25 protein-coding genes are annotated in these 25,980 nt (G+C 70.0%); 13 read left to right on the top strand and 12 right to left on the bottom strand.

Going from position 1 to position 25,980, the window contains the following annotated elements:
* Positions 1 to 152: 152 nt before the first annotated feature.
* Together QUY26_RS19880 and QUY26_RS19875 are read left to right on the top strand one after the other, a co-directional pair.
* Positions 153 to 1,607 (top strand): metallophosphoesterase, encoded by a 1,455-nt coding sequence (locus QUY26_RS19880; protein WP_436840367.1) that lies wholly within the window; start codon positions 153 to 155, stop codon positions 1,605 to 1,607.
* Between the two features lie 223 nt (positions 1,608 to 1,830).
* Positions 1,831 to 2,718: a hypothetical protein gene (locus tag QUY26_RS19875; RefSeq protein ID WP_289948555.1), complete on the top strand. Its 888-nt coding sequence runs from the start codon at positions 1,831 to 1,833 to the stop codon at positions 2,716 to 2,718.
* Between the two features lie 268 nt (positions 2,719 to 2,986).
* Here the strand turns inward: QUY26_RS19875 and QUY26_RS19870 are convergent, their stop codons facing one another.
* Positions 2,987 to 4,441, bottom strand: a complete 1,455-nt coding sequence (locus QUY26_RS19870; protein WP_289948552.1) for a VWA domain-containing protein — start codon at positions 4,439 to 4,441, stop codon at positions 2,987 to 2,989.
* A 172-nt stretch (positions 4,442 to 4,613) separates the two neighbouring features.
* A complete protein-coding gene (gene thiC / locus QUY26_RS19865) occupies positions 4,614 to 6,404 on the bottom strand; it encodes a phosphomethylpyrimidine synthase ThiC (protein WP_289948550.1) in 1,791 nt (596 codons plus the stop codon).
* 218 nt (positions 6,405 to 6,622) lie between these two features.
* Here thiC and QUY26_RS19860 point away from each other — a divergent pair, with 218 nt between their 5' ends.
* On the top strand, positions 6,623 to 8,026 hold the full coding sequence (locus QUY26_RS19860) for a YibE/F family protein (RefSeq protein WP_289948549.1): 1,404 nt from the start codon (positions 6,623 to 6,625) through the stop codon (positions 8,024 to 8,026).
* A gap of 165 nt (positions 8,027 to 8,191) precedes the next feature.
* Here QUY26_RS19860 and QUY26_RS19855 read toward each other — a convergent pair whose 3' ends face one another.
* The 4 genes from QUY26_RS19855 to QUY26_RS19840 form a co-directional block, all read right to left on the bottom strand.
* A complete protein-coding gene (locus tag QUY26_RS19855) occupies positions 8,192 to 8,629 on the bottom strand; it encodes an SsgA family sporulation/cell division regulator (RefSeq protein WP_289948548.1) in 438 nt (145 codons plus the stop codon).
* 101 nt (positions 8,630 to 8,730) lie between these two features.
* A complete protein-coding gene (locus QUY26_RS19850; RefSeq protein WP_289948545.1) occupies positions 8,731 to 9,540 on the bottom strand; it encodes an IclR family transcriptional regulator in 810 nt (269 codons plus the stop codon).
* Positions 9,541 to 9,738: 198 nt separating this feature from the next.
* Positions 9,739 to 9,954, bottom strand: coding sequence for a DUF5326 family protein (locus QUY26_RS19845; protein ID WP_289948543.1), 216 nt, complete (start codon positions 9,952 to 9,954; stop codon positions 9,739 to 9,741).
* Positions 9,955 to 10,272: 318 nt separating this feature from the next.
* Complete coding sequence (locus QUY26_RS19840; RefSeq protein ID WP_030357805.1) at positions 10,273 to 10,590, bottom strand: cupin domain-containing protein; 318 nt, start codon at positions 10,588 to 10,590, stop codon at positions 10,273 to 10,275.
* Between the two features lie 71 nt (positions 10,591 to 10,661).
* On the opposite strand from QUY26_RS19840, the gene QUY26_RS19835 reads away from it, so the two are divergent.
* From QUY26_RS19835 to QUY26_RS19815, 5 genes are all read left to right on the top strand, one after another.
* Positions 10,662 to 11,042: a phage holin family protein gene (locus QUY26_RS19835; protein ID WP_289948541.1), complete on the top strand. Its 381-nt coding sequence runs from the start codon at positions 10,662 to 10,664 to the stop codon at positions 11,040 to 11,042.
* Positions 11,043 to 11,051: 9 nt separating this feature from the next.
* Positions 11,052 to 11,588, top strand: a complete 537-nt coding sequence (locus QUY26_RS19830; RefSeq protein WP_289948538.1) for a low molecular weight protein-tyrosine-phosphatase — start codon at positions 11,052 to 11,054, stop codon at positions 11,586 to 11,588.
* On the top strand, positions 11,585 to 12,778 hold the full coding sequence (locus tag QUY26_RS19825; protein ID WP_289948536.1) for a cystathionine gamma-lyase: 1,194 nt from the start codon (positions 11,585 to 11,587) through the stop codon (positions 12,776 to 12,778). Before QUY26_RS19830 ends, QUY26_RS19825 begins: the two co-directional genes overlap by 4 nt.
* Before the next feature lie 223 nt (positions 12,779 to 13,001).
* Entirely contained in the window at positions 13,002 to 13,907 is a 906-nt protein-coding gene (locus QUY26_RS19820; protein ID WP_289948535.1) for a LysR family transcriptional regulator, read from the top strand.
* Positions 13,908 to 13,965: 58 nt separating this feature from the next.
* Entirely contained in the window at positions 13,966 to 14,448 is a 483-nt protein-coding gene (locus QUY26_RS19815; protein ID WP_289948534.1) for an NUDIX domain-containing protein, read from the top strand.
* Between the two features lie 46 nt (positions 14,449 to 14,494).
* Here QUY26_RS19815 and QUY26_RS19810 read toward each other — a convergent pair whose 3' ends face one another.
* Together QUY26_RS19810 and QUY26_RS19805 are read right to left on the bottom strand one after the other, a co-directional pair.
* Positions 14,495 to 16,045 carry a globin domain-containing protein gene (locus QUY26_RS19810; RefSeq protein WP_289948533.1) on the bottom strand — a complete coding sequence of 517 codons (1,551 nt, stop codon included), beginning with the start codon at positions 16,043 to 16,045 and terminating at the stop codon, positions 14,495 to 14,497.
* A gap of 374 nt (positions 16,046 to 16,419) precedes the next feature.
* The gene (locus QUY26_RS19805) at positions 16,420 to 17,091 is read right to left on the bottom strand and encodes an HAD family hydrolase (RefSeq protein WP_289948532.1); all 672 of its coding nucleotides are present in this window, start codon (positions 17,089 to 17,091) and stop codon (positions 16,420 to 16,422) included.
* Between the two features lie 76 nt (positions 17,092 to 17,167).
* Here QUY26_RS19805 and QUY26_RS19800 point away from each other — a divergent pair, with 76 nt between their 5' ends.
* The gene (locus QUY26_RS19800) at positions 17,168 to 17,749 is read left to right on the top strand and encodes a DUF2269 domain-containing protein (RefSeq protein ID WP_289948531.1); all 582 of its coding nucleotides are present in this window, start codon (positions 17,168 to 17,170) and stop codon (positions 17,747 to 17,749) included.
* A gap of 5 nt (positions 17,750 to 17,754) precedes the next feature.
* Positions 17,755 to 18,633, top strand: coding sequence for a GNAT family N-acetyltransferase (locus tag QUY26_RS19795; protein ID WP_289948529.1), 879 nt, complete (start codon positions 17,755 to 17,757; stop codon positions 18,631 to 18,633).
* 100 nt (positions 18,634 to 18,733) lie between these two features.
* Here the strand turns inward: QUY26_RS19795 and QUY26_RS19790 are convergent, their stop codons facing one another.
* Together QUY26_RS19790 and QUY26_RS19785 are read right to left on the bottom strand one after the other, a co-directional pair.
* Positions 18,734 to 19,159 (bottom strand): GlcG/HbpS family heme-binding protein, encoded by a 426-nt coding sequence (locus QUY26_RS19790; RefSeq protein ID WP_289948528.1) that lies wholly within the window; start codon positions 19,157 to 19,159, stop codon positions 18,734 to 18,736.
* Positions 19,160 to 19,337: 178 nt separating this feature from the next.
* Complete coding sequence (locus QUY26_RS19785; RefSeq protein ID WP_289948525.1) at positions 19,338 to 20,549, bottom strand: MFS transporter; 1,212 nt, start codon at positions 20,547 to 20,549, stop codon at positions 19,338 to 19,340.
* Between the two features lie 237 nt (positions 20,550 to 20,786).
* Between QUY26_RS19785 and QUY26_RS19780 the strand changes: the two genes are divergently transcribed.
* Both QUY26_RS19780 and QUY26_RS19775 read left to right on the top strand, forming a co-directional pair.
* Entirely contained in the window at positions 20,787 to 21,245 is a 459-nt protein-coding gene (locus QUY26_RS19780) for a MarR family winged helix-turn-helix transcriptional regulator (RefSeq protein ID WP_289948524.1), read from the top strand.
* A 72-nt stretch (positions 21,246 to 21,317) separates the two neighbouring features.
* Positions 21,318 to 21,770: a GNAT family N-acetyltransferase gene (locus QUY26_RS19775; RefSeq protein ID WP_289948523.1), complete on the top strand. Its 453-nt coding sequence runs from the start codon at positions 21,318 to 21,320 to the stop codon at positions 21,768 to 21,770.
* A 164-nt stretch (positions 21,771 to 21,934) separates the two neighbouring features.
* Here the strand turns inward: QUY26_RS19775 and QUY26_RS19770 are convergent, their stop codons facing one another.
* Entirely contained in the window at positions 21,935 to 23,308 is a 1,374-nt protein-coding gene (locus QUY26_RS19770) for a serine hydrolase domain-containing protein (RefSeq protein ID WP_289948521.1), read from the bottom strand.
* A 128-nt stretch (positions 23,309 to 23,436) separates the two neighbouring features.
* Positions 23,437 to 24,207 carry an alpha/beta fold hydrolase gene (locus QUY26_RS19765; RefSeq protein WP_289948519.1) on the bottom strand — a complete coding sequence of 257 codons (771 nt, stop codon included), beginning with the start codon at positions 24,205 to 24,207 and terminating at the stop codon, positions 23,437 to 23,439.
* Between the two features lie 419 nt (positions 24,208 to 24,626).
* On the opposite strand from QUY26_RS19765, the gene QUY26_RS19760 reads away from it, so the two are divergent.
* Positions 24,627 to 25,949: a DUF5933 domain-containing protein gene (locus tag QUY26_RS19760; RefSeq protein ID WP_289948517.1), complete on the top strand. Its 1,323-nt coding sequence runs from the start codon at positions 24,627 to 24,629 to the stop codon at positions 25,947 to 25,949.
* The last annotated feature ends 31 nt before the right edge of the window (positions 25,950 to 25,980 follow it).

The following is a 25,980-nucleotide window of genomic DNA, read 5'->3' as shown; positions in this document are numbered from 1 at the left end:
ACGGTGAACTGGGGCTCGGCACCGATTCACCACCCCTGGTGCACCACACAAGGACAGCCGCATTCCTATGATGGGCGGACGACACCGCGGGCCACTGCGACCAGGCAGTCCGATCCCGGTGCAGATGCGGCGCGATGGTGGTGGAGGGGTCGATGACTCAGGGGGCCGGTCAGGGACCCGAGGTGCGGACGGCGACGCTGCGCGACTTCCGCGTGCCCGCGTACGTCTATGAAGGCGTCCGTGAGACCGGCCGGGATGCCGCGGAGGGCGTCGAGGCCCAGGAGCCCGTGGCCGAGCAGGTGGCTGAGCAGGGGCAGGGTGCCGTGGGCGGGCAGGCTCCGCTTCCGGCCGCCGGGCAGGGGCAGGCGCCCCACGCCGGGCAGGCCCCGCCCGCCGCGCCCCACGCCGGGCTGGCCCCCGCCGCCGCAGGCCAGCCCCCCGCCCCCGGGCACACCGCCCCCCAGGCGCCCGCCCGCCTCTCCGCTCACGTACCCGCACAGGCCGGTCCGGTGGAGCGGCTCGGCGCCGCCGCCCCCGCCCCCGTACAGACGCAGTCTTCGGCCCCCCGTCCCGTGGCACACCGGGACCCGGCGCACACCGTGGCGCACGCCGCCCCCACGCGCCCCACGGCGCAGAACGCGCCCGCGCACCCCGGCTCCGCCGGTGAGACCCCCGAGGGCTACACGCCCACCGAACGCGATCTGCCGATCATCAACCGCGGCGACACCGTGCAGGTCGAGGTGCGCGAGATGCCCGAGCCGCCGCCCGCGCCCGACGCGGAGGGCATGGGCCCGCTGTACGTCGTCGGCGACGTGCACGGCTATCTGGACGAGCTGGTCGCCGCCCTCGCCGACGAAGGCATCATCGACGCGGACGGACGCTGGTCCGCGGGCAACACCCGGCTCTGGTTCCTCGGTGACTTCACCGACCGCGGGCCCGACGGCATCGGCGTCATCGACCTCGTGATGCGCCTGTCCGCCGAGGCCGCCGCCGCCGGCGGCTACTGCAAGGCCCTCATGGGCAACCACGAACTGCTGCTCATCGGCGCCAAGAAGTTCGGCGACACCCCCGTCAACTCCGGCGCGGGCACCGCCACGTTCCAGGCCGCCTGGCTCCTCAACGGCGGCCAGAAGACCGACATGGAGCGCCTGGAGGACCACCACCTGCAGTGGATGGCACGCCTCGACGCCATCGAGGAGGAGGACGGGCATCTGCTCGTGCACTCCGACACCACCGCCTACCTCGACTACGGCGACTCCATCGAAGAGGTCAACGACACCATCCACGAGGCGCTCACGCGCAACGACGCGGACGAATACTGGGACCTGTTCCGCAAGTTCACCAAACGCTTCGCCTTCCGCGACGACTCCGGCCCCGCGGCCGTGCGCGAACTCCTCGACATGTACGGCGGCGCCCGCATCGTCCACGGCCACAGCCCCATCCCGTACCTTCTCGGCGAGGTCGGCTCCGAGTACGACGGCGACGACGACGGCCGCCCGGTCATCGAGGGCCCGCACGTGTACGCCGACGGCCTGGCCATCGCCATGGACGGTGGCGTGACCATGGCCGGAAAGCTGCTGGTCTGCCGACTCCCGCTGGAGAGCTGAGCGTTCACGCCTGAACGCTTCCGTCCGGTCCCGGGCGCCTGAACGTTCACCCGGCACGTGCCGCGTTAGCAGGATTTCGCTGGCCAGCGGGCCAATTCTGGATAACCCCTGTCACCGCGTGCCGTCACCGCTCTACCATCGCCTTATCCGTAGCAGGCTCCCCTCCGTTTCTGCCCGACGGCTCGTAGCCATGCGAGCCCCAAGCCCTACGGAGCATCGGGGGATGCACATGAACAGCGCTCCACACCTGCTCAATGAGGACCGCCCCCAGTACGAGCGGGTCCTCGATGAGGCGCTGCGCACCGCACCGAACCGCCCGGAGCTGGCCGCGGTGGGCCAGCGACTCAACCCCGAGCAGCTGCGCACGATGGCTCTCAACGCCACCGCACTGATCACGGCCGCCGCCGCGGCCGAGTATCACCACTACGTGAAGGTCCGTGAGGAACTGCGCGACCCCGGACCCTCATCCTCCACGTCGGTCCGTGAAGGGAACGGATCCAATTCCAGCTCGACCGAGTCGGGCTCCGGCGGCGTCAGCCTCGCCACCACCATGGGCGAGGTCACCGAGACCGCGGGTGCCGGACTGGTCGCCGTGATCGCGGTGCTCGCGCCCGTCCTCGCCGGGACGGCCGCCGCGATCTTCCTGCTCGTCGGCTACATCCTGAAGATGCTCGACCCCGAGCCCGCCTTCGCTGACACCCTGCTCACCGCAGGGTGGGTGTTCGGCGCGCTCACGGCGGGCGCCATCCTGGTCGCCGCGGTGGGCTTGCTGCTCACCGCCCTGCGCAACGGCTCCACCTCCCTCCAGGCAGGCTCGCACCTTGAGCGGAACGAGGAAGTGGACCGGGCCAGGGAAGCCTGGTGCCAGGCGCTCCTGGAGCGTGGCATCCTGCCCTTCCTGCGCGAGGCGCTCACGGCCCCGGACACCAAGACGGCGTCCGCGGCCCGCGCGTCCTCGGCGGGACCGGCCGGGCGCATGCCCCAACTCGGCTATCACAGGCCGGGATTCAGCAGCCCGGACGGCGGCTCGACAACCGGGACCCGCCCGAGCTACAGCAGCCCGGACTTCTCAAGTCCGGACTACGGCGGCCCGGAGCATCCACCGGAGTAGCCCGGCCCCCGCGGACCCTCCGCGAGGCCGCCCGGCGACTGGATCAGGCCGGTCGCCGGGGGACATGAACCGGACGCCGGTCAGTCAGGGACCGGCACCGGAGAGGACGGCCGGCGACGGCGGTCGGCCGGTCGCACACGGGCCGGAAGCCCCCGTGGTGGGGCTTCGGTGCGCCGCTGTCGGCGGACGGCGGCGCGAAGGCCTGCCTCCTGGCGGCGGCGCGAAGGCCTGCCCTCACCGCGCCCTCGTGCGCCCTGCGCGCTGAGACTCAGAGGATCCCCTCCCGCTTCGCGGCCTTGATCCAGTCCGGGAACTCGGACAGCAGCCGGTCGTACAGCTCCGGATCCGGCACCGTGCTGATGTCGTCCACCGCGAAGAAGCCGACGTTGTCCACGCGGCGGCCCGGCAGCGTGTCGAATCGTTCGAGCACCCCGTAGTTGGACTTGCCGAGCCCCACGAACTGCCAGAAGATCGGCTCCTCCACGGCGTCCCGGAGCTCACGCTCGATCTCGTTGTTGCGGTAGACACCCCCGTCGGAGAAGAACAGCACCAGCGTGGGCGCGGCGGCCGGGTTCTCCCGTACGTACGCCCGGACTTGGGCGATCACCCGCTGCTCCTCGTTCTGGATGCCCACGTCGCGCATGTCGACCTGATCGTCCCGCAGGCCCTTCTTCCGCTTGCCCCGCCGGAAGATGCTCACCTCACCGACGCGGACGTGGAACTTCAGCCAGTCCGGGAGCTCCCCGAGCCGCAGATCCGGCAACCGCGCGGGATGCGACGCGAACGTCCAGGCCTGCATCTCCCCGTCGTCGTCCAACTGCGCGGCCACGGCGGCCATCCGCTCCACCACGTCGGCCACGATGCCCTTGGAGTACAGGAACGACATGGACCCGGAGGCATCGAGTACGAGAATGACGCGCGCCGTGACCCCTTCCGCCCCGTGCTTGCGCAGACTGACGGCCACCTGCTCCTTGCGCAGGGAGAGCCGCTTGCGCATGTCGACGGGGAGCTGCTCCTCGCCCTTGGTGAGGCGGGGGGCGGAGGCGGGCGCGGGGGGCGCGGGGGGCGGGACGGGCACGGGCGGGGCGGGGGCGACGGGTCGGGCGAGGGCAGCGGACTGCGCCGGAACGACAGGCTGAGCCGACGCCCCGGAGGACGGCGGCTGCCGGCCCTCCTGAGCAACCGGCTCCTCCTCGTCCACCGTGATCCCGAAGTCCGTGGCGAGCCCGGCGAGCCCGGAGTCGTACCCCTGCCCCACCGCGCGGAACTTCCACTGCCCGCCCCGCAGATACAACTCACCACCTATGAAAGCCGTCTCCGACGTGGCGGTCATCTCGAACCGGGCCACCTCACCCCCTGTAGAGGCGTCGAGCAACCGCAACACCAGCCCAGTGAGCTGCCCGAACGTCCCGCCGTCGGCCGAGGCGCACAGCAACACCCGCTCGACGGCGGGCTCCAGGGACCGCAGATCCACCTCGACCGTGTCCGTGGTGACGCCGTCGGCACTCTGCTTCCCCAGGTGCCGCACGGCGCCGGAGGCGTGCCGCGGCTGGTTGTAGAAGACGAAGTCAGCGTCGTCCCGCACGCGCCCGGTCGCACTGAGCAACAGCGCCGAGGCATCGGCGGTGGGCCCGCCCACCCCCTCCCCCCAGGCAAGCTCCACACGCACCGCCGACGCCCCGACGGGAAGATTGGCGCCCTTGCTCAAGGAACTGACAGTCATGCCCCCAGTCTGCCGATCTCCCCGAGCCAGGGACACCGCCTTCCACCAAACCCTGGCCGTCCCCCGCCGGTCGCTCCCGCCGGTCACCCCCGCCAGGAGTCTCCTGCCGGCCGTCTCCTGCCGGCCGTCCCCCGTCGGCCGTCCCCCGTCGGCCGACGGCCTTGCGCCGAACTCAGTCGGCCAGCGGCAGATACACCCGGTTCCCGGCCGCTGCGAACTCCTTCGACTTCTGTTCCATGCCCTCCTCGATCTCCGACTTCGTCGTGCCGTGCTCGCGCCGGATGTCCTGCGAGATCTTCATGGAGCAGAACTTCGGCCCGCACATCGAGCAGAAGTGCGCCGTCTTCGCGGGCTCGGCGGGCAGGGTCTCGTCGTGGAACTCCCGTGCCGTGACGGGGTCGAGGGCCAGATTGAACTGGTCCTCCCAGCGGAATTCGAAGCGCGCGTCGGACAGGGCGTCGTCCCAGTCCTGGGCGCCCGGGTGCCCCTTGGCCAGGTCCGCCGCGTGGGCCGCGATCTTGTACGTGATGACGCCGGTCTTCACGTCGTCGCGGTTGGGCAGGCCGAGGTGCTCCTTGGGCGTGACGTAGCAGAGCATCGCCGTGCCCCACCAGCCGATCATCGCGGCGCCGATGCCGGAGGTGATGTGGTCGTAGGCGGGCGCGATGTCCGTGGTGAGCGGGCCGAGGGTGTAGAACGGCGCCTCCTCGCAGATCTCCTGCTGAAGGTCGATGTTCTCCTTGATCTTGTGCATCGGGACGTGGCCCGGGCCCTCGATCATCGTCTGTACGTTGTTCCGCTTGGCGATGGTGTTGAGCTCACCGAGGGTCCTGAGCTCCGCGAACTGCGCCTCGTCGTTGGCGTCCGCGATCGACCCGGGGCGCAGACCGTCGCCGAGCGAGTACGTCACGTCGTACGCCGCGAGGATCTCGCACAGCTCCTCGAAGTGCTCGTACAGGAAGCTCTCCTTGTGGTGCGCGAGGCACCACGCCGCCATGATCGAGCCGCCGCGCGAGACGATGCCCGTCTTGCGGTTGGCGGTCAGCGGGACGTACGGAAGGCGCACGCCCGCGTGCACCGTCATGTAGTCCACGCCCTGCTCGGCCTGCTCGATGACCGTGTCCTTGTAGATCTCCCAGCTCAGCTCCTCGGCCTTGCCGTCGACCTTCTCCAGGGCCTGGTAGAGCGGCACGGTGCCGATGGGCACGGGGGAGTTGCGCAGGACCCACTCGCGGGTCGTGTGGATGTTTCGGCCGGTGGACAGGTCCATGACCGTGTCGGCGCCCCACTGGGTCGCCCACGTCATCTTGTCCACCTCCTCCTCGATGGAGGACGTGACCGCGGAGTTCCCGATGTTGGCGTTGACCTTCACCAGGAACTTCTTGCCGATGATCATCGGCTCGATCTCCGGGTGGTTCACGTTCGCGGGCAGCACCGCCCGGCCCGCGGCGATCTCGTCCCGTACGACCTCGGGCGCCATGCTCTCCCGGATGGCCACGTACTCCATCTCCGGCGTGATCTCCCCGCGCCGCGCGTACGCGAGCTGCGTCACCGCCTGCCCCGCCCGGCCCCGGCGCGGCTGGCGCGGGCGGCCGGGGAAGACCGCGTCGAGGTTGCGCAGGCCACCACGGGGCGAGGTGTGCTTGATGCCGTCGTCCTCGGGGCGGACCGGGCGGCCCGCGTACTCCTCGGTGTCGCCGCGGGCGATGATCCAGTTCTCCCGGAGCGGCGCGAGGCCCCTGCGGACGTCGGTCTCGATGTTCGGGTCGGTGTACGGGCCCGACGTGTCGTACAGCGTCACGGACTTGCCGTTGGTGAGGTGCACCTGGCGGACCGGCACCCGCAGGTCGGAGCGCGAGCCCTCCGGGCCCGTCACATAACCCTTGTGCCAGCCGATGGACTTCCCGGCCTCCGCGCCCTCAGGCGTGCTGGAGGCAGGCGTGCGTGCGTCCTTGTTGGTCATGAGACCTACTCCCTACGCCGGCATTACCCGGTAACAGGTTCGGCGGTCGACGCAGCGGCTTCCGTACGGTACGAACCGGTTCGTGGCCGTTCGTACGGAGGTCAGCGCCCTCTCAGCCCGGTGCTCCGAGCTCCCGCGATTGCAAAGGTGCCTCCACGCTAGCGTCCTGTCGGGCGCGGTGAACAGAGGGCCCCCACCGTTCTTGCGATGATCGGGCCGTGACCACCACACCGCCGCCCACCCGACCCCCCGCCCCGGAGCCGCACGGCCACTCCCACAACCACGGCCCCGCCGCCCCCGTGTCCCAGCACCTGCGCAAGGTCATCGCCGCCGTCCTGATCCCCTTCGCCACCGCGGTCCTCGTCGGCCTCGTGGTGCTGTGGCCCGGCGGGGCCCCGGCCCACGAACGCACCGGTGTCGGCTTCGACCGGCAGACCCAGTCGGCCACCGTGACCAAGCTGGAGAAGCTCCCCTGCAAGGACCTCAACGCCTCGCAGACCCCGCCCAACGGCGACACCTCCACCGCCGAGGGCCAGTCCGCGCAGTCCCGCGCGGAGGGCACCTGCGGCCGCGCCACGGTCAAGGTCACCAGCGGCCCGGACAAGGGCCGCACCTTCACGGAGATCGTCCAGCCGGACTCGCCCCGGCAACTGCGCGCGGGCCAGGACGTGGTGGTCGCCTACGAGCCCAAGGCCCCCAAGGATCTCCAGTACTCGGTCACCGACGTGAACCGCAAGCTCCCGATGGCCCTGCTCGCCGGCATCTTCGCCCTGGCCGTCGTCGTGGTGGGACGGCTGCGCGGCGTCATGGCCCTGGTCGCCCTCGCGGTGAGCTTCCTGGTCCTGACCTTCTTCATCCTCCCCGCGATCCTGCAGGGCTCGAACCCCCTGGTCGTCGCCGTGATCGGCGCGAGCGCCATCATGCTGTGCGCGCTCTACCTGTGCCACGGCCTGACGGCGCGCACCTCGGTCGCCGTGCTCGGCACCCTGATCTCCCTCCTGCTCATCGGGCTCCTCGGCTCGCTGTTCATCGGCTGGGCCTCCCTGACCGGCAACACGGACGACAACACCGGTCTGATCCACGGTCTCTATCCCGGCATCGACATGAGCGGCCTGCTGCTCGCGGGCGTCATCATCGGCTCGCTCGGCGTCCTCGACGACGTCACCGTCACCCAGACCTCCGCGGTCTGGGAGCTGCACCAGGCCAACCCGTCGATGGGCTGGCGCGGCCTCTACCGCGCGGGCATCCGTATCGGCCGCGACCACATCGCCTCGGTCGTCAATACCCTCGTCCTCGCCTATGCCGGCGCCGCCCTCCCCCTCCTGCTGCTCTTCTCCATCGCCCAGAGCAGCGTGGGCACCGTCGCCAACAGCGAACTCGTCGCCGAGGAGATCGTCCGCACCCTCATCGGCTCCATCGGCCTCGTCGCCTCCGTCCCCGTCACCACCGCCCTCGCGGCCCTGGTCGTCTCCGCCGACCGCTCGAACCCCGGCACCGTCCCGGCGGAGGCCCCCACGGCCCCACCGTCCGGCCCCACGCCCAGCACACCCACCGCCCCTTCTCCCCGGCCGATGCCCCGCCGCCCCTCCCTCGCCGGAAAGGGCCGCCGCCGCAAGACGTGACGCCGGGCGCGGATCGACCGCTGAACCAGGAATCCGGGCACCGATCGACCGCTGAACCAGGAATCCGTGACGCCTGAACCGGGATCCGTGACGCCACGCTTCAGCGATGCCATGAAATGCCCTGATCTGCCAACCATCAGGGCCCTCTGAGGATCCGACCGGCCCTCAGCCCGCGCTCTGTTCCTCCGCGAGGATCCGGTCCAGGGCCTCGTCGAGATGCGTCTCGAAGTCGATGAGTGTGCGCTCCTGCCCCAACGGCACCAGCTTGTCCGTCCGGTCGAGGAAGGCGAGCAGCGGCGGGATGCCCACCCTGAACAGCGCCTGGTCCTGGCCCACTTGAAGGCGGATCAACACCTCGTCCGCGTGCTCGGGGTCGAACGGCGCGATCCGCACGTCCCCGTCCCCGCACGCCCTGCCCACTCCTTCGGCCAGGAGCTCCCGCCCGAACGCCCAGGTCACCGGGACATCGCCGGGGAGGTGGAAGGTCAGCCGCACGGCATAGGGATCGCGCGTCTCGTACCGCAGCTCCACCGGGATGCGGAACGACAGCTCCTCCGACACAAGGAAGCTCATCATGACCTCTGCCTGGACCGACTCGCGCATCGCCGCCTACCCCGTCATTAGCCTGGTGGTGGCAGGAACCAACTCCCTGACACTCATGGCATCTTGCTTAACGTGCACACCAGATCACAAGGAGTGAGTTTTCAGATACTGATAGAGAAGGCGAGTGTTCGTAGTAGCTTTCCGAGCTCCTCCTGCAACAGCCGTGTCGCCGGCGCCAGACGGCCCGCCTGCGACGACGGCACGGAGATCGCCACCGTGGCCGCGGTGGTGCCCACCGTGACCGGGATCGCGGCGCAGACCGTTCCGAGCGCGTACTCCTGATACTCCGTCACCGGCGTCATCCGCCCCACCGCTTCCAGCCGCCTCAGAAACGCCCGGTCGTCACGCACCGTGTTCGGGGTGAGGGAGCGGACCGGGTGACGGGCGAGGTGGTCCCGCCGTGCCGCGTCGTCGAGTTGGGCGAGGAGGCACTGTCCGATCGCGTGGGCGTGGCCGGTCTCACGGAAGTCGGCCCACTCCTCGACGGCCGGATTGCCCGAGGTGTCTGCGACGGACACGATCTCGATCTCCCCGTCGCGGTAGAGGGCGAAGTACACGGGCACGCCGATGGCGTCGCGCCAGTGCTCCAGGGTTTCGCCGATCATGGCTCGGCGGTTCTGCTCCGCCGCTCCCGCGCTCAGCCGCTCCGCCGCGTCGCCGAGCACGAACACGCCCTTCTCCCGGCGCAGATAGCCCTCGTGGCTCAGGGTCCGCAGCAGGTGGTACGCGGTCGGCAGGGCCAGGCCCGCCTCGCGGGCGAGCTGCTTGGCGGGGGCTCCGCCGGGGTGCGTGGCGGCCGCCTCCAGCAGACGCATGGCTCGCTGCACGGAGCCGATGAGGGTGGGGCCCGCGCCCGCGTCGGCGGTGTCGGAGGACGCTCCGTCCGGGGGCGCGTCGTCAACCGAGGCCATGGGTCACTCCCGAAGCACAGGGGGGACCACCCGTGCCCGGAGGCAGACGAGTGGGGGTAGTGGGCCCGCCTACGGGGATCGCCCCCCGCGTCGGTTTTCGGACTCTAACCCTTGGCCACCGGTGAGGGACGCCCTGACAGAAAACTTCCCCCTGGGGAGGGAACCCTTGCTTTCCCTTTCACAGGTCGCTGCAGAACTTCACCAGTCGCTTCGGGACGAGGACGAGCTGGATATGAACTTCCGTACGACGTAGACGAGTCCGCCCACCAGGGCCACGAACAGCAGCAGCTTGAAGAGCAGGCCGAAGACGAAGCCGACGACGCTCGCTATCAGCCCGCCGAAGACCACCAGCGCGATGACCGGCACCGCGATCCACTTCACCCACCACGGCATACCCGCGAAGATCTCTCGCATTGCCCTCGTCCTTACCTTTCTCCGCAGATTCCGATACCGCCCCGCGCTCCGATCGCGCTACGACAGCTGTCGCGGTGCCGCGGGATCTCCGCGACCGCCGGGAAACTCCGCTCCTGTGCAGATTTCCCACTTCACGCATTCGATGCTAGGTCGGAAAGAGCCAGTTCGGGGCCGTGCGATCCCTTGTCCTCCCCTGACCCGTCCCCTAGGGAACCCTGAGGCCAGGGCCCTGAGACCGGGGGCCGAACCGGGCGCCCGAACCGGGGCCTTGAGCCCGAGACCTTGAGCCCGAGACCTGGAGCCCACGGCCCGTGGGCCTCACCGCTCCGGCGGCGAGAACACCACGAGAACCCGCAGGTCCTCGCTGATGTGGTGGAACTTGTGGGGCACCCCGGCCGGCACGTACACGACGCTGCCGCGCGCGACCTCCGTCGTCTCCATCCCGACCGTGATCGACGCACGGCCGCTCACAACCATGTACACCTCATCCTGTCGGTGCGGCTGCTGCGGGTCGCTGTCGCCCGCGTCGAGCGCGTAGAGCCCGACCGACATGTTCCGCTCCCGCAGGAACTGCAGATACGCCCCGTCGTTCGCGGCTCGCTCCGCTTCCAGCTCGTCCAGTCGGAATGCCTTCATCGCTCTTCTGCGCCCCTTGCCCCAGGTCGTGGACCGACCACTGTTTCCTCACGTCTGCCACGATCAGACACATGAAGAATTTCGTAGTCAAGACGATCGCCAACGCGGCAGCCCTGGCCGTGGCTGTGTGGCTGCTCGACAAGATCACGCTCACCGGCGACAGCACGGGCGAGAAGACCCTCACTCTGCTCGTCGTCGCCCTGCTGTTCGGCCTGGTGAACTTCGTGGTCAAGCCCGTGGTGCAGGTCCTGACCTTCCCCCTGTTCATCCTGACCCTCGGCCTGATCACACTGGTGGTCAACGCCCTGATGCTGCTGCTCACCTCGTGGCTGGCCGACAAGCTCGACGTCAGCTTCCACGTCGAGGGGTTCTGGACCGCCGTACTGGGTGGCCTGATCATTTCAATCGTGTCCTGGGCGATGAACGTCGCCCTCCCCGACCACAAGGACTGACCTCACCCCATGCCCGACGCCTCCGTGCCCGCGCCGTCCACCGGCACCGTCCCCGCGCCGTACGCCGTGTGCTTCGTCTGCACCGGCAACATCTGCCGCTCGCCCATGGCCGCGTCGGTCTTCCGCGCGCTCGTCCGTGACGCGGGCCTGGACGGCCTCGTCGTGGTGGACAGCGCGGGCACCGACGGCTGGCACGAGGGCGACCCCGCCGACCCCCGCACCGACGCCGTACTGAAGTCCGCGGGCTACGAGACCGGCCACGTGGCCCACCAGTTCCAGGCGGACTGGTTCGCCGGGCGCGACCTGGTCATCGCCCTGGACCGCGGCCACCAGCGCACCCTGCGCCGCCTCGCGCCCACCCCCGCGGACGCGGACAAGGTGCGCCTGCTGCGCTCGTACGACCCCGAAGCCGACGGCGACCCGGATGTTCCCGACCCCTATTACGGCGACGCCGACGGCTTCGCCGAGTGCCTGACCATGGTGGAGGCGGCGAGCGAGGGCCTGCTCGACGCGGTACGGGACGTGGTGGAGGGACGGGCGGCATGAGGGACGACGAGCGGATACCGGGGCACGCCGCCACCTCCGCGCACGCCGACCGAAGCACCGGAGCGCCCCCGGCCGGCGACGGCACCCGGGCGGTGCGTGCCGGCCTCCCCGAACCGGCGAAGTACGAGCCGACCCTGCCGGGCCCCGTGTTCGCCGCGCACTTCCACCTCCCCGGCGAACCGACCGGACCGTACACCTACGGCCGCGACGAGAACCCGACCTGGACCCACCTGGAGCGCGCCATCGGGGAACTCGAATCCCCCGCGGACGACTCCGTGGAGACCTTGGTCTTCGCGTCCGGCATGGCCGCGATCTCGTCAGTGCTCTTCTCCCAGCTCCGCGCGGGCGACGCCGTGGTGCTGCCGGACGACGGCTATCAGGCGCTGCCGCTGGTGCGTGAGCAGCTCACGGCGTACGGCATCGAGGTGCGCACCGCGCCCACCGGCGGCGACGCGCAGCTCGACGTGCTCGACGGCGCCCGCCTCCTGTGGCTCGAGACGCCCTCCAACCCCGGCCTCGACGTGTGCGACGTGCGACGTCTCGCCGACGCCGCCCACGCGCGCGGCGCCCTGGTGGCCGTCGACAACACCCTCGCCACTCCGCTCGGCCAGCGCCCCCTGGACCTCGGCGCCGACTTCTCCGTGGCCAGCGGCACCAAGCAGCTCTCCGGGCACGGCGATCTCCTGCTCGGGTACGTGGCCTGCCGCGACGCCGAGCTCACGGCCGCCGTCCGGCGCTGGCGCAAGATCGTCGGGGCCATCCCAGGACCCATGGAAGCCTGGCTCGCCCACCGCTCGCTCGCGACGCTCCACCTGCGGGTCGACCGGCAGAACGCGAACGCCCTGGCCCTGGCCGAGGCCCTGCGCGACCGCGCGGACGTGACCGGACTGCGCTATCCCGGCCTGCCGGGCGACCCCTCGTACACGCTCGCCACACGGCAGATGCGGCGCTTCGGGTGCGTGGTGTCCTTCGAGCTGCCCTCACGCGCGCACAGCGAGCGCTTTCTCGACGCGCTGCGGCTCGTGGACGACGCGACGAGTTTCGGCGGCGTACGGTCCACCGCCGAGCGGCGCGGCCGCTGGGGCGGGGACGCCGTTGCGGAGGGCTTCATCCGCTTCTCTGCGGGCGCCGAGGACGCCGACGACCTGGTGGCGGATGTGCTGCGGGCGCTGGACGAGGCGAAGGCCTGACGGAGCCCCCGGGCGAACCGTTCCGGCTACGTACAACGGACAGTCCGAGCCTCCCCCCTCGTGGCTCGGACTGCCCCGGTTCCGCGCGCGAAGAACCGCGCGAACAAGGCTAGTTGACCCTGTGTCAGTGTCCAATCACAGTAGCGACAGCAACCTATCGACAAATTTATAGTTGGGCGGGCGCCGGGGGCCGACAGGGGGAGTTGAAGGAGTAGGTGGCGACATGGATCTGGCCCTGTTGCGGACCTTCGTGACCGTGCACCGGGCAGGGTCCTTCACCCGGGCCGCGGCCCTCCTCGGTCTCTCCCAGCCCGCGGTGACCTCCCAGATCCGCACTCTGGAGCGGCAGGTCGGCCGCCCGCTCTTCCTGCGCCAGGCCCGCGGCGTGACCCCCACGACCACGGGCGACGAGCTCGCCCACAAGGCCGCGCCGCACCTCGACGCGCTCGTCGAGATCGCCGAGACCGGGATCGACAAGGACTCGTCCGTCCGCACACTCCACCTCGCCGGGCCACCGGAGTTCACCGCCGAACGCGCCCTGCCCGCCCTCACCGCGCTGACCGGCGAAGACGGCCAGGGCCTTGCGCTGCGCGCCTCGTTCGGCAACGCGGAGGAGGTACTGGAAGGGCTCGCCGCCGGGCACCACGACCTGGCGATCACCACAGCCCGTCCGCGTGGCGCACTGCTCACCGCGACCCCCCTGTGCGACGAGGAACATGTCCTGGTCGCCGCACCGCACTGGTCCGCCCGGATCGGCCCCGGCAAGCTGCGCCGCAGAGGGGCGAGCACGGTGGAGAACCTGCCGTTGGTCGAGGTGCACGAGTCGTTGCCGTTCGTCTCGCGCTACTGGGCCGCCGTCTTCGACTCCCGCCCCGCCGCATCGGGCACCGTGATCGTGCCGGATCTACGGGCCGTGCTCGCCTGTGTGACCACGGGCGCCGGGCTCGCCGTGCTGCCGCGCTACCTGTGCGCCACCGCCCTCAAGAACGGCGAGGTCGTGGCACTGCTCGAACCGGCGGTCCCGCCCCTGCGGACCTACTTCCTCGTCGTACGCACCGGCACACTCGCCATGCCGCACATCGCGCGGGCGCACGAATGGCTGCTGCGCGCTGCCGCCGAGTGGACATGAGGGCGGTCCGGCCGGATCGCGATGTTTCACGTGGAACAGTCCGGGCCACATTTCTCCCATGACCGTCCGACCCGTGGTCAAGCGCACCGCACGTGCCGTCCTCCTCGACGGGGACGACCTGATCCTCATCAAGAGGACCAAGCCCGGCGTGGATCCGTACTGGCTCACCCCGGGCGGCGGCGTGGAGGAGGACGACGCGACCGTCATCGACGCGCTCCACCGGGAAGTGCACGAGGAACTGGGCGCCAAGATCGTCGACGTGGTGCCCTGCTTCGTGGACACCGTCGAGCACATCGGCGCGGACGGCGGCGCGACCGGTGTGAAGGTGCAGCACTTCTTCGTCTGCCGCCTGGAGTCCATGGACCTCGCCCAGCGGCACGGTCCCGAGATCGACGAACCCGCCGGTGAGTACGAGATCGTGCGGGTGCCGTTCACCCGCGTCGGGATCGCCTCGGTGCACCTGGTGCCGCTGTCGCTGCGGCACTATCTCGACGGGAACATCGAGGGTGTACGGGCGATGCACGCCCCCGACCTGGGCTGATCGCCCGAACCTCGGCTGAGGACCCGCCCGGCCGACCGCGCGCGGGTCAGTCGCTCGCCGCGACCAGTTCCTCCACCGAGTCGTGCCGGATGCGGCCGACCGGGATGCCCACGTCCCGCAGCGCGTCCACTCCGCTGCGGATCATCCCGGGCGGGCCCGAGAGATAGGCGTCGTACTCGTTCCACGGCCCGTACTCACGCACCGCGTCGGGCAGTTGGGCCCGGTTGTCGACGACCGGTCGCACGGCCAGCCACGGGTGGGTCTGCTGGAGGCGCAGCATCGTGTCGATGTCGTACAGGTCGTGGTCGGTGCGCGCGCCATAGAAGACCTCGACCGGGCGCCGCCTGCCGTGCTCCGCGACGTCCTCCACGAGCGCCTTGATGGGCGCTATGCCGGTCCCCCCGCCCAGGCACAGCAGCCCGCTGTCGGTCGAGTGGTCCACGGTCATCGAACCGGACGGCGGTCCGAGCCTGACCACGTCGCCGGGGCGGGCGCGGTGCACCAGGGCGTTGGACACCCAGCCCGCGGGGACGGCCTTCACATGGAAGGAGAGCAACCCGTCGGAGCGGGGCGCCGAAGCGAAGGAGTAGTGCCGCCATATGCGCGGCCACCAGGGGGTTTCCAGGCTTGTGTACTGGCCCGCGAGGAACGGGTAGGGCTGGTCGGGGCGGACGGTGATGACAGCGATGTCCGGTGTCCTGAGGTCGTGCGAGACGACCTCCGCGTACCACCAGGCGGGTGCCCGCAGCTCGTCCTCGGCGGCGGCGTCGATCATGACCTGGGAGATCCTCGTGTACGCCCGGATCCAGGCGGCCTCGGTCTCCTCGTCCCAACTGGTGCTCGCGTACCGGCTCAGCGCGCCGAGCAGGCACTCCCCGACGGCCGGGTAGTGCTCGGGCTGGGTGCCGTACTTGCGGTGTCCGCGGCCGAGGTTGCGCAGGTACGAGACGAGTACGTCGGTGCGGTCGATGTTCTCCGCGGCCGTGAGGAGCGCCTTGAGGAGCCGGTCGCGCTGGGTGTCCATCGCGGCCGGGAACAGACCGCGCAGGTCGGGGTGGCGGGTGAACAGGAGCGCGTAGAAGTACGAGGTGACCTTGTCGGAGACGGGGGCGATCTCGGCCATCGTGCGCTGGACGAGGGCGGCGTCGGGGGAGGCGCTCGACTGGCTTGGGGCGGGGGCGGCGGGGGGCGGAGCTGCTTCGGCGGGGGCCTCGGCGGCTTCGGGCCGGGTGGGGGTGTCGGGGTGGGCGTCCGCATCTGCGGTCGCGTCTTCGTCGGCCACCGTGTGCGCGACGTCCTCGTCCGCGTGCATCACCTGCGCCGGGGACACCCTGGTGGATATTCGGCCCGCAGTCGGCTCCGTCGTGTCGGTGGCCGCCGGTCTGCCGAGGGGGCGTATCGCCGACACCCGCCGCCCCGAGGGCGCCTCCCTGGGCCCCTCGTCGGGTTCGGGCGCCGACGCGTCCTGCTCCGCCGTCTGCGGTGCCTGCGTGCCCTCCTGAGGCGTCGGTGTCCTGCGTGGCGTGAACCAGCCGCCAGAACCGCCGCTGTCCCCGGAAGAGCCGTTGCCCGCCGACGTGGTGGTCGGAGCGTCCATGCTGTGCCTCGCCTCGAACATCTCTCGGTCGGTCGTGCACTTACTCAGCGGAAGGTGCGTGCTTCCCTCGATCTGTCTCGCCGGCCCATGTCGATCACATTGAACCCGGCACCCCAAGATCTACGGACAAGTAGGGAGGGAATGTGACATTGGCCGCAGTCGCCTCATCCGCAGCATCGCAGTCGCGTCCATGGTGCGGAGCGCAAAGCCGGAAGTACGGGTTCTCGATCTCTCTGCCCCGTTAAACTTTGTTGATCTGCGTCCGCGCCCCCTCGGCTGCGCCTCCCACGCCGCTGGCTCGAACCGTCCTCCGCCCCTGGCTTGAACCGGAGTCGACCATACCGGCCGCCGCTCAGCGCACAAGTCCCCTTCCTTCACTCGGAATTCAAGGCTCCACCTCCATCAATTGCCTCGATTACCGGCGTGCGCACCAATTCGTACGCCTTCCTCAAATCGCGTCCGACATACGTGTGTGTGGCCAGGTCGATCAACCGGGGGTCGGCGTTGACCGCCACCGAAACGGGCATCGCGGCGAACAGGGCCAGGTCGGACAGTGAGTCTCCGTACGCAACGCAATCAGCCTGGCTCACCCCGAACTCTTCACAGAGCCGGTTCGCGATCTTCACCTTGGCCGCCGGGTCGAGGATGCCCGTGGGATTCACGGGCTCGGTGAACGGCACGGCCGGAAACCGCGAGCCGTACGCGGCATGGGCACCCCACTCCAGAAGGCGCTCCACGAAGAACGACGGCGAGAGCGAGACAACAGCGCAATAGTCGCCGTTCGCGCGAATCTCGGCCCAGGTGTCCCGGATGCCGCCCAGCCACGGTGCCCCCTCGAAGGCGGCCGTCACATGGGCGTCGGTGAGGCCCACCCACAACGCGTGCACGCGCACCGCGTACTGGGGCGAGTCGATACGCCCGGCGACGAAGTCCCGCTCCAGCTCCGCGATCTCGCGCTCCAGGCCGAGCTGACGGGAGATCTCCACGGGCGCGGCGGTGCCGTACAGCAGCGTGCCGTCCAGGTCGAAGAGGTGTAGGCGTGCCATGTACGCCGAGGCTAGTACCCGCGGTTACTCCCGCTGTCAGACGCCCCGGCGCACTGATCCCGGCACCGTGTTTCACGTGAAACTACGCCGCCCCGCACGCCGGGCCACCCTCGTCGTCCACGTCGCCGCCTCCGCCGGCTGGCTCGGGCTCACGCTCGGCCTCGTCGCGCTCGCCGCGGCTGCGATCACCACCGACTCCGCCCCGACCATCGAGGCCTCCGTCCGCTCGATGAAGGTCTTCACCGACTGGCTCGTACTCCCGCTGGCCTTCCTCACACTGCTGAGCGGAGTCCTGCTCTCCCTGGGTACGCCCTGGGGCCTCGCACGACACCGCTGGGTCTATACGAAGTTCTGGCTGACCCTGGCCACCGTGACCGCGTCGACCTTCGCGCTGCGGCCGGGCGTCAACGAGGCGGCCGCGACCGTGTCCGCCGGGGAACAGCTGGCCAGTTCGACGGACCTCATCGCCGGGCCGATCGTCTCGATGAGCGCATATCTGTTCATGACGGTCATCTCGGTCCTCAAGCCCTGGGGCCTGACCCGACGCGGCCGACGCCTGCGCGCCCCCGACCGCACCGGCCAAAAGCAACTTGGCCAAAAGCAGCGTGCTTCTACCCACAAAAAGGTGGACGCCGAGGTCATGCGTCAGACAGCCTGACCCGCGTGTCGACACCTACCCTCCCCGCTCTGCCCATCCGCAGGCTTACTCCCCGTGATCTCACGGCCTGCGCCGATCTGTCCGAGGACCGCGGCTGGCCCCGCGAGGAACACAAATGGGGCCTGTTGCTCTCGGCCGGAACGGGCTACGGCATCGACGACCCCGACGGCCCCGGCCTGATCGCCGCGTGCGTCGTCACCCAGTACGGACCTCATGGGAACCCCGGACTCTCGGCGATCGGCATGGTGCTGGTCGCCGAGCGTCATGCCCGCAAGGGCATCGGCCGCCACCTGATGCGCAACGTCCTCGAAGCCGCGGGCACCACCCCGCTCACCCTGCACGCGACCCCGAACGGCCGTCCCCTCTACGAACAGCTCGGCTTCAAGACGACCGGCCGCGCCGAAATGGTTCGCGGCCACTTCACGCCCGCCGCCTCGGACGATCAGGCGCCGGGCGTCACCACCCGGGCGGCGACCGCGGAGGACCTGCCCACCCTCGTCAGGCTCGACACAGAGGTCTTCGGCCTCGACCGCACCCATGTGCTCACCCGCCTCCCGGCGTTCACCGACCAACTGAGAGTCGCGGAGGCCGACGGCGAGATCATCGGTTACGCGGGCGCGTGGCCGAACATGCAGACCCATGTCGTCGGCCCGCTGATCGCCCGCGACACGGAGACGGCCAAGGCGCTCATCACCTCCCTCGGCGCCCACACCGACCGGCCGCTGCGCACCGACATCGACGTGCGCCACGAGGAACTGCTCACCTGGGTCAAGGCACGCGGCCTGGAGTCCGTCGCGTTCAACGCCGTGATGACGTACGGCGTCCCGGAGCTGCCCGGTGACTGGACGCGCCGGTTCGCCCCGCTGACGGTCGCCGCGGGCTGACGCCCACAGGCCGCCGCCGAGCGAGCACGTCGAAGCCCGCCCCCGGGTGCCAGCTGATTCCGGCACTCGGGGGCGGGCTTCGTCGCGGCCCGTACGCGTCCTACGCGAGGGTCCGTACGGCCGTCGTCGCGAACTCGTGGTCCTGCTCGGGCGCGCCGCCGCCGACACCGATCGCGCCGATCAGGCGGCCGTCGCGGTGGACGGGTACCCCACCCGCGATGAACAGCAGCGGCCGGTCGAGGGCGGTCGGCAGGGTGTGGAACGGCGCGCCGGGCTGCACCGCGTCGACGAGGTCGGCGGTCGGGGCGTTGAGCTGGAGGGCGGTGAACGCCTTGCGGGTGCTGGTCTCGCCGGAGATCAGCACGGCCCGGTCGTCGCGCCGGAAGGCCAGGAGGTGACCACCGGCGTCGAGGACGGTGACGCTGACCGTGACGTCCGCGGCCTCGGCGGCGCGGCGGGCGGCGGTCACGAGGATCTCGGCGTCACTGGTGGTCAGCGGGGCGACGGTGGTGGTGGTGGTGCTCATGAAGGGTTTCTCCTTGGGGGTTCTGCCGGGGAGGGGTTCCCCGGGGCGGGGGATCCGGTGTGTGGTGCGGGATCCCGGATGGGCCCGGATCGGGGGTCATGTGGGGTCTCGGGGGACCCGCATCACCGGAGGCATGTGGGATCCCGGGGGACCCGCAGCGGGGTCGTGCGGGGTGTGGTCAGTGGTGGACGGGCGTCGGGGCCTCGGTCAGGGGGACAGCGCCGGCGACGACCTTGCCGGGGGAGGTGGACCGGCGCTCCAGGACGGCTGAGAGGACGGCCAGGCCGAGGGCGGAGGCGGCGAGTGCGGCGCCCACCCAGTTCGGGGCCGTGTAGCCGAAGCCTGCGGAGATCACGAAGCCGCCGAGCCAGGCCGCGAGGGCGTTGCCGAGGTTGAAGGCGCCGATGTTGGCGGCGGAGGCGAGCGTCGGCGCGGCGGCGGCCTGGTCGAGGACCCGCTTCTGCAGCGGCGGCACGGTGGCGAAGCCGAGGGCACCGATCAGCGCGACGGAGACGGCTGCGGCGACCTTGTTGTGCGCGGTGACCGTGAACAGGGCGAGCACGACGGCGAGGGCGCCGAGCGAGATGTACAGCATCGGCATCAGCGCGCGGTCGGCGAACTTGCCGCCGATCAGGTTGCCGCCGACCATGCCGAGGCCGAAGAGGACCAGGAGCCAGGTCACGGAGGAGTCCGCGTATCCCGCGACGTCCGTCATCATCGGCGTGATGTAGGTGATGGCCGCGAAGACGCCGCCGAAGCCGAGGACGGTCATCGCCATGGCGAGGAGCACCTGTACGTTGCGGAAGGCGCCCACCTCGTCGCGGAGCCGTACACCCTCGGGCTTGGGCAGGTCCGGCACGAGCTTGGCGATACCGGCGAGGCCGAGGACGCCGAGGGCGGCGACGATGACGAAGGTGACGCGCCAGCCGACGACCTGGCCGACGAACGTGCCGAGCGGCACACCGACCACGTTGGCCACGGTCAGACCCGTGAACATCATGGCGATCGCACCCGCCTTCTTCTCCGGAGCGACGAGCTCGGCCGCGACGACCGAACCGATCCCGAAGAAGGCACCGTGGGCGAGCGAGGCGACGACACGGCCCGCGAGCATCACGCCGAAGCTGGGGGCGATGGCGGAGAGCAGATTGCCCGCGATGAAGAGGCCCATCAGGAGCATCAGCATTCGTTTGCGGGAGATCCGCTGGCCGAGGACGGTCATGAGCGGGGCTCCGGCGACGACACCGAGGGCGTATCCGGTGACGAGCAGACCGGCGGTCGGGATGGAGACGTCGAAGTCACCTGCGACCTCGGGCAGCAATCCCATGATCACGAACTCCGTGGTGCCGATTCCGAAGGCCCCGATCGCGAGGGCCAGAAGCGCGAGAGGCATGGAACTACCTTCCAGACGGTTGCAAGTGCGCTTAACGTGCGTACACAATAGTTGCATACGCGGGTTACTTGCAAGCGCTGGATATTGCAGCGGTGGACTATCCTGGACGCAACCGCTCAAGGACGCGGGCGCGGCCGGGCACGGGCCGGCATGGGAGAGCAGCTGCACCACGAGGCCCGTCCGAGCCGCAGGAAGGCGTCCAGGACGCAGGAAGCGCAGGAAGACGGAGGAACAGTCATGACAGCGACAGACCCCGCACTCACCGCCCTCGCCCAGGGCTGGTGCGCTCTCTCCCTGCTCCACGGCAAGATCGAGGCCCATGTCGAGCGGGCCTTGCAGGCCAAGCACGGCCTGAGCGTGCGGGAGTACAGCCTGCTCGACGTCCTGAACCGCCAGCACGACGGCGAGGGCGGCCATCTGCAGATGAAGCAGGTCGCCGACGCCGTCGTCCTCAGCCAGAGCGCCACCACACGCCTGGTCACCCGCCTGGAAGAGCGCGGACTCCTCTCGCGCTACCTGTGCCCCACCGACCGGCGCGGCATCTACACCGACGTCAGCGAGAGCGGGGCCGCGCTCCTCAGGGAGGCCCGCCCCACCAATGACGCGGCGCTGCGCGAGGCCCTGGACGAGGCCGCCAAGAACCCCGAGCTGGCGCCGCTGGTCCAGGCGGTCGAGGCGGTCCGCGCACCTGCCTAGGCCAGGCCCTGTTCCTGGCCCGCGCACCCCCTGGCTCCGCCCGCCCGATCGGCGCCCGCATAGGCTGCGGCAATGGGAGATCTTGAGATACGACCCGCCGTGCCCGATGACATCCCCGCGATCGTGGCGATGCTCGCCGACGACCCCTTGGGTGCCCAGCGCGAGTCCCCGGACGACCTCACGCCGTATCTGGCGGCGTTCGAGCGTCTCGCCGAGGATCCGAACCAGAACCTGGTCGTCGCCGTGCGCGAAGACCGCGTGGTGGGCACGCTGCAGCTCACCATCGTGCCGGGCCTCTCCCGCAAGGGCGCGGTCCGCTCGATCATCGAGGCGGTCCGCGTGCACGCCAACGAGCGGGGCAGCGGGCTCGGCACCCGCTTCATCGAGTGGGCCGTGGACGAGTCCCGGCGGCAGGGCTGCCAGCTGGTGCAGCTGACCTCGGACGCCAAGCGCACCGACGCGCACCGCTTCTACGAGCGTCTGGGCTTCACGGCCTCGCACGTGGGCTTCAAGCTTCAGCTCTAAGCGCGTGAGCGGTGGACGGCCTCCGGCCGGAACGACGCGCGTCGGGGTTGTCCTGTTTCACGTGAAACAGGACAACCCCGACGACTTACGCGAGCCTGACCTCCTCCGGGCCCTCCTTGGATGGCTCAGGTGAGCCCGCGCGGCCCTTCCGGTCTTCGGACGACTTACGCGAGGCCGCGCCACCCCTCCGGGTCCACCCCGCCCGGCACCGGCGCCCCCGCCTCGTACGGCTCGCGCGTGAAGACGAACGACGCGAGGTCGAGATGGCTCACCGAGCCGTCCGCCCGCCGCACAGCCTCAAGCCGCTCACCCGCGAAGTAGCCGTCGAGCCCCGTCCACGTACCGTCCCCGTTGGGCCGGAACCGGGACGCACGCCCCACACCCGACAGCGGCCCCACCTCGACCGCGCCGTCGGCCGCGAGGCGCAGCACGGACGCGTTGGTCCCCCAATACCAGGGCCCGGCCAGCTCAAGGACCGCCGGATCGACCTCCGGCAGCGGCTGCCACGGCTCGGGAATGCGCGGCTCGGCCTCCGCCACGATCTGCAGGAGTTCCGCAGCCACGAGGGCCACCGGCGGCCCGGAGGTGCAGTTGGCAAGGACCACCGCCGCCAGCCCGTCCTTCTCACTCGTCCACAGCGACGCGATGAACCCGGGAAGCGAACCCGAGTGACCGGCCAGCGTGTATCCCTTTCCGCCGACCAGATCCACGCCAAGGCCGTACGTCCGCTCCCAGTTCCCGGTCTCCGCGGGCGCCGCCGGCGTCCTCATCTCGCGGACGGAATCCGCACCGAGCACCCGGTCGTCGCCCTGCATCAGGAAGACGCCGAACCGCGCGAGGTCGGCAGTGGTGGACCACAGCTGTCCGGCCGGTGCCATCAGCCCCAGGTCCTCGGTGGGTTCGGGCAGCAGCACGTCCGCCCACGGGTGTACGGCCCAGCCATCGGCGTGGGGTGCCTGGGGGTGGCCGCTAGTACGGGTCAGGCCGAGCGGCTCCAAAACCTCTCGCCGCAGGACGTCCTCCCACGGCTCACCACGCAACGCCTCCACCAGCGAACCGAGCAGCGTGTAGCCGGGGTTGGAGTAGTGATGACGACGCCCGACGGGATGTTTGAAGGGCTGTTCGCCGAGCACGTCACTCAGCTCGGGGCGCAGCGAGGCCGAACTGCGCTCCCACCAGACACCCGGTGTCTCAGCTCCCAACCCACCTGTGTGTGCGAGCAGTTCCGCGATCGTCACCTCGCCCGCCCCGGTGCCCGGCAGATGCTTCTCCAACGGGTCAGAGAGGTCGAGCACGCCCTCGTCACGCAGCCGCATCACGAGGACAGCGGTGAACGTCTTGGTGATCGATCCGATGCGGTACTGAACGTTCTCGTCCGGTGCGTGGCTCGCCACCGAGGTGCGGGCCCCGGTCCACACCAACTCACCGTTCCGGGCGATCGCGGCGACCAGCGAAGGGGCCCGCCCCTCCGCCTGAGCGGTGGCGATGCGATGGATCAGAGACCGGCGGGTGCTCGGAAGGAGCTCTTCATGAGTCATGGAGCCAGTCCATACGTGCGGTTGGCGCACGTCGAGTCATTTCCAACACCGCCGCCTGACCTGGCAAGACATGTTTCACGTGAAACGCCGCTGTGCACCCCTACCAATGCCCATCGGCGTCCCCCTCCTCACAAACCATCCAGAAAGCCCCGGACCGCGGCGGCGAACCCCATCGAGTCGCTCTCCCGCACGGTGTGCCCGGTCGCCAGCTCGACGAGTTGCGTACGGGGGCGGCGCGCGGCCATGTCCTTGGCATGACGACCGCTGAGGACAGTGCTGTGGCGGCCGTGGACCAGGAGCGCGGGGCACACACTGGCAAGCCAGTCACCCCAGTGGTCGCCATTGAGGAGTTCCTGGGACAGAACCATGTCCCTCGCCTCGAAGACCAGCCCCCACCCGTCCGGGTACTCCCGGACGGCGTCCTCGACATACTGGGCCGAGTCGCCGAGCGTTTCGATCAGCGCCGCTCGCGTGGGGACACGGTGCGGCCACGACAGGCAGAAGGACAGGTCACCGTCGACCTCCGCGCCGATGTCCTCGATGACGAGAGCCTGGACGAGACGCGGATGCCGCGCCGCGAGCTGATAGGCGTTGACACCACCGAGGGAGTGGCCGAGCACCACGACGTCCGTCAGGCCGAAGTGCTCGAGAACGGCCACGGCGTCCCCGACGTAACCGTCCCGAGAGACCTCCGCCGCCCGCTCCGACCAGCCGTGGCCCCGCTGATCCGGCGCGATCAGCCGCCAGCGCGGCCCGAGTGCACGTGCGAGCGCGGCGAAGGTCCGCCCGTCCGCGAAATGGCCGTGCAGCGCGAGGAGCGGCTGCCCGCTCCCTCCGAAGTCGAGGCACGACAGCTGACGACCCTCGATGTCCACGCTGTGCCGCGCGGGTTCGTCCATGCCGCCCCCTCCGGCGGCCTCCCCCGTGGCCGCCCCCGTTCAAGGAACCAGTTCACGCCGTTGTGCACACGCTTTGCAGCCGCCATGCAACACGACGCTCTCCATACCCGGCGGCGACGGGAGTTTCATGATCCCTCTGAGACACCCGATCATCGAGCACAGGATCGACAGGCCCTCGTATGACCTTCGCACCGTCCTCGACGAGCGAAACCCACCCGCGCCGCTCCGCTAACATGATCCGACTCACGACGATCGCCCTGATCGCCCGCGTTCACCGAAATGCACGTCAGCGAGCACGAAGAGTTACCCATTAGCTAGCTTCTCACACATCGGCCAAACAATTGATACCTCACTCGTCGCGGGCGTTCTCGCGAATAAAAGGCAGAATTAATTTCACCGCGTGGCGCCAACCACGGCCGATGCTATGGGCCGCAGCAACTGTGGTGGCCCTCGGGTTCCTCATCGCACTTGAGATCGCCGCGCGGCATTACGGCCTGCCGGGGCCGATCACGAACCAGGCGAAAGAGGCAATTTTCGCGCCCAGTTCGGGTCCGCTGTTGTACGCCGGCATGGCGTTGATGATGGTGGTCCTCACCTGGCGGCAGCGCTTCATCGCGCTCGGCGTCGCGGTCTCCATCGACATCCCCTTCTTCCTGGGGCGCTGGGCGGTCGACTCCAAGCTGACCTTCGGCAACGGCGCGCTGTGGGTGATGCTGGGCTGCGTGGTCATCGCGTTCACGCGCCGTACCGGCAAGGAACGCACCCTCCTGCTGAAGGGCGTCGGCCTCGGCCTGCTGCTCGTGGCAGGCCGCAAGACCGGTGACGCCTGGCTGCTGATCACGGCGAAGACCCGCCCGACGGTGCTCGACCAGTACGTGGCGACGGCCGACCACGCGCTGGGCAACCCGTCCTGGTTGGTGGGCCGATTGGTCGCGGCCACCGGCCCGACGGGCATCCGTCTGCTCGACTTCGTCTACGTCCAGCTCGCGGTCGCCGCAGTCGTGGTCGCGCTGTACCAACTGCGCCGCGTGTCCGTGGAGCGCCGCTTCCCACGGCACCATCTGGTGCGCACGTTCCTGGTCATCGGCCTGCTCGGGCCCGGCATCTACATGATCTTCCCGGTGGTCGGCCCGATCTTCGCCTACGGCGCCGGAAGCGAGCACTGGACCAACCCCGACCTGTGGCCGAGCACGCCCCCCACCGCACAGTGGGCGGTGGCCGACCTGTGGCCGGACACACCGCCGTCGATCAGCACCCCGCAGGCGTTCCCCTTCGACGAGATCACCCCGCGCAACTGCATGCCCAGCCTGCACACGGCATGGGCCACGGCGATCTTCATCCATTCCCGAAAGGGGCCGCGAATTCTGCGGTACGCGGGCACATTCTGGCTTGTCGCCACACTTGGCGCGACGCTGGGATTCGGTTACCACTACGGCGTCGATATCATCGCCGGCGTGGTCTTCACGCTCACCATCGAGGCGGGACTGCGCACGCTCGACCGCGGCTGGGACCGCTCCGGAATCCGCTTCACCGCTTATGGCGCGACGGTATTCGCCGCGCTTTTGCTCTCGTATCGCTTTCTGCCGGTGGAGATGGCCAGGAACCCGTGGATCTTCGGGCCGCTGCTGCTGATGGCAATGGCTTCAGTGATCTACGGATACGTCCGGACCACCAAAGTGTGGGAGCCGAAGGCCACAGTGGTCAGGCAACGGAAACCGGAAACTCAAGCGGAACTGGTTTGAGCCAGGCGGCATCAGACGATGGGGTGAAAGC

Source organism: Streptomyces flavofungini (assembly GCF_030388665.1).
GTDB classification, from domain to species: Bacteria; Actinomycetota; Actinomycetes; order Streptomycetales; family Streptomycetaceae; genus Streptomyces; species Streptomyces flavofungini_A.
The sequence above is the reverse complement of the archived record's forward strand: the minus strand, read 5'-3'. Positions and strand labels throughout refer to the sequence as shown.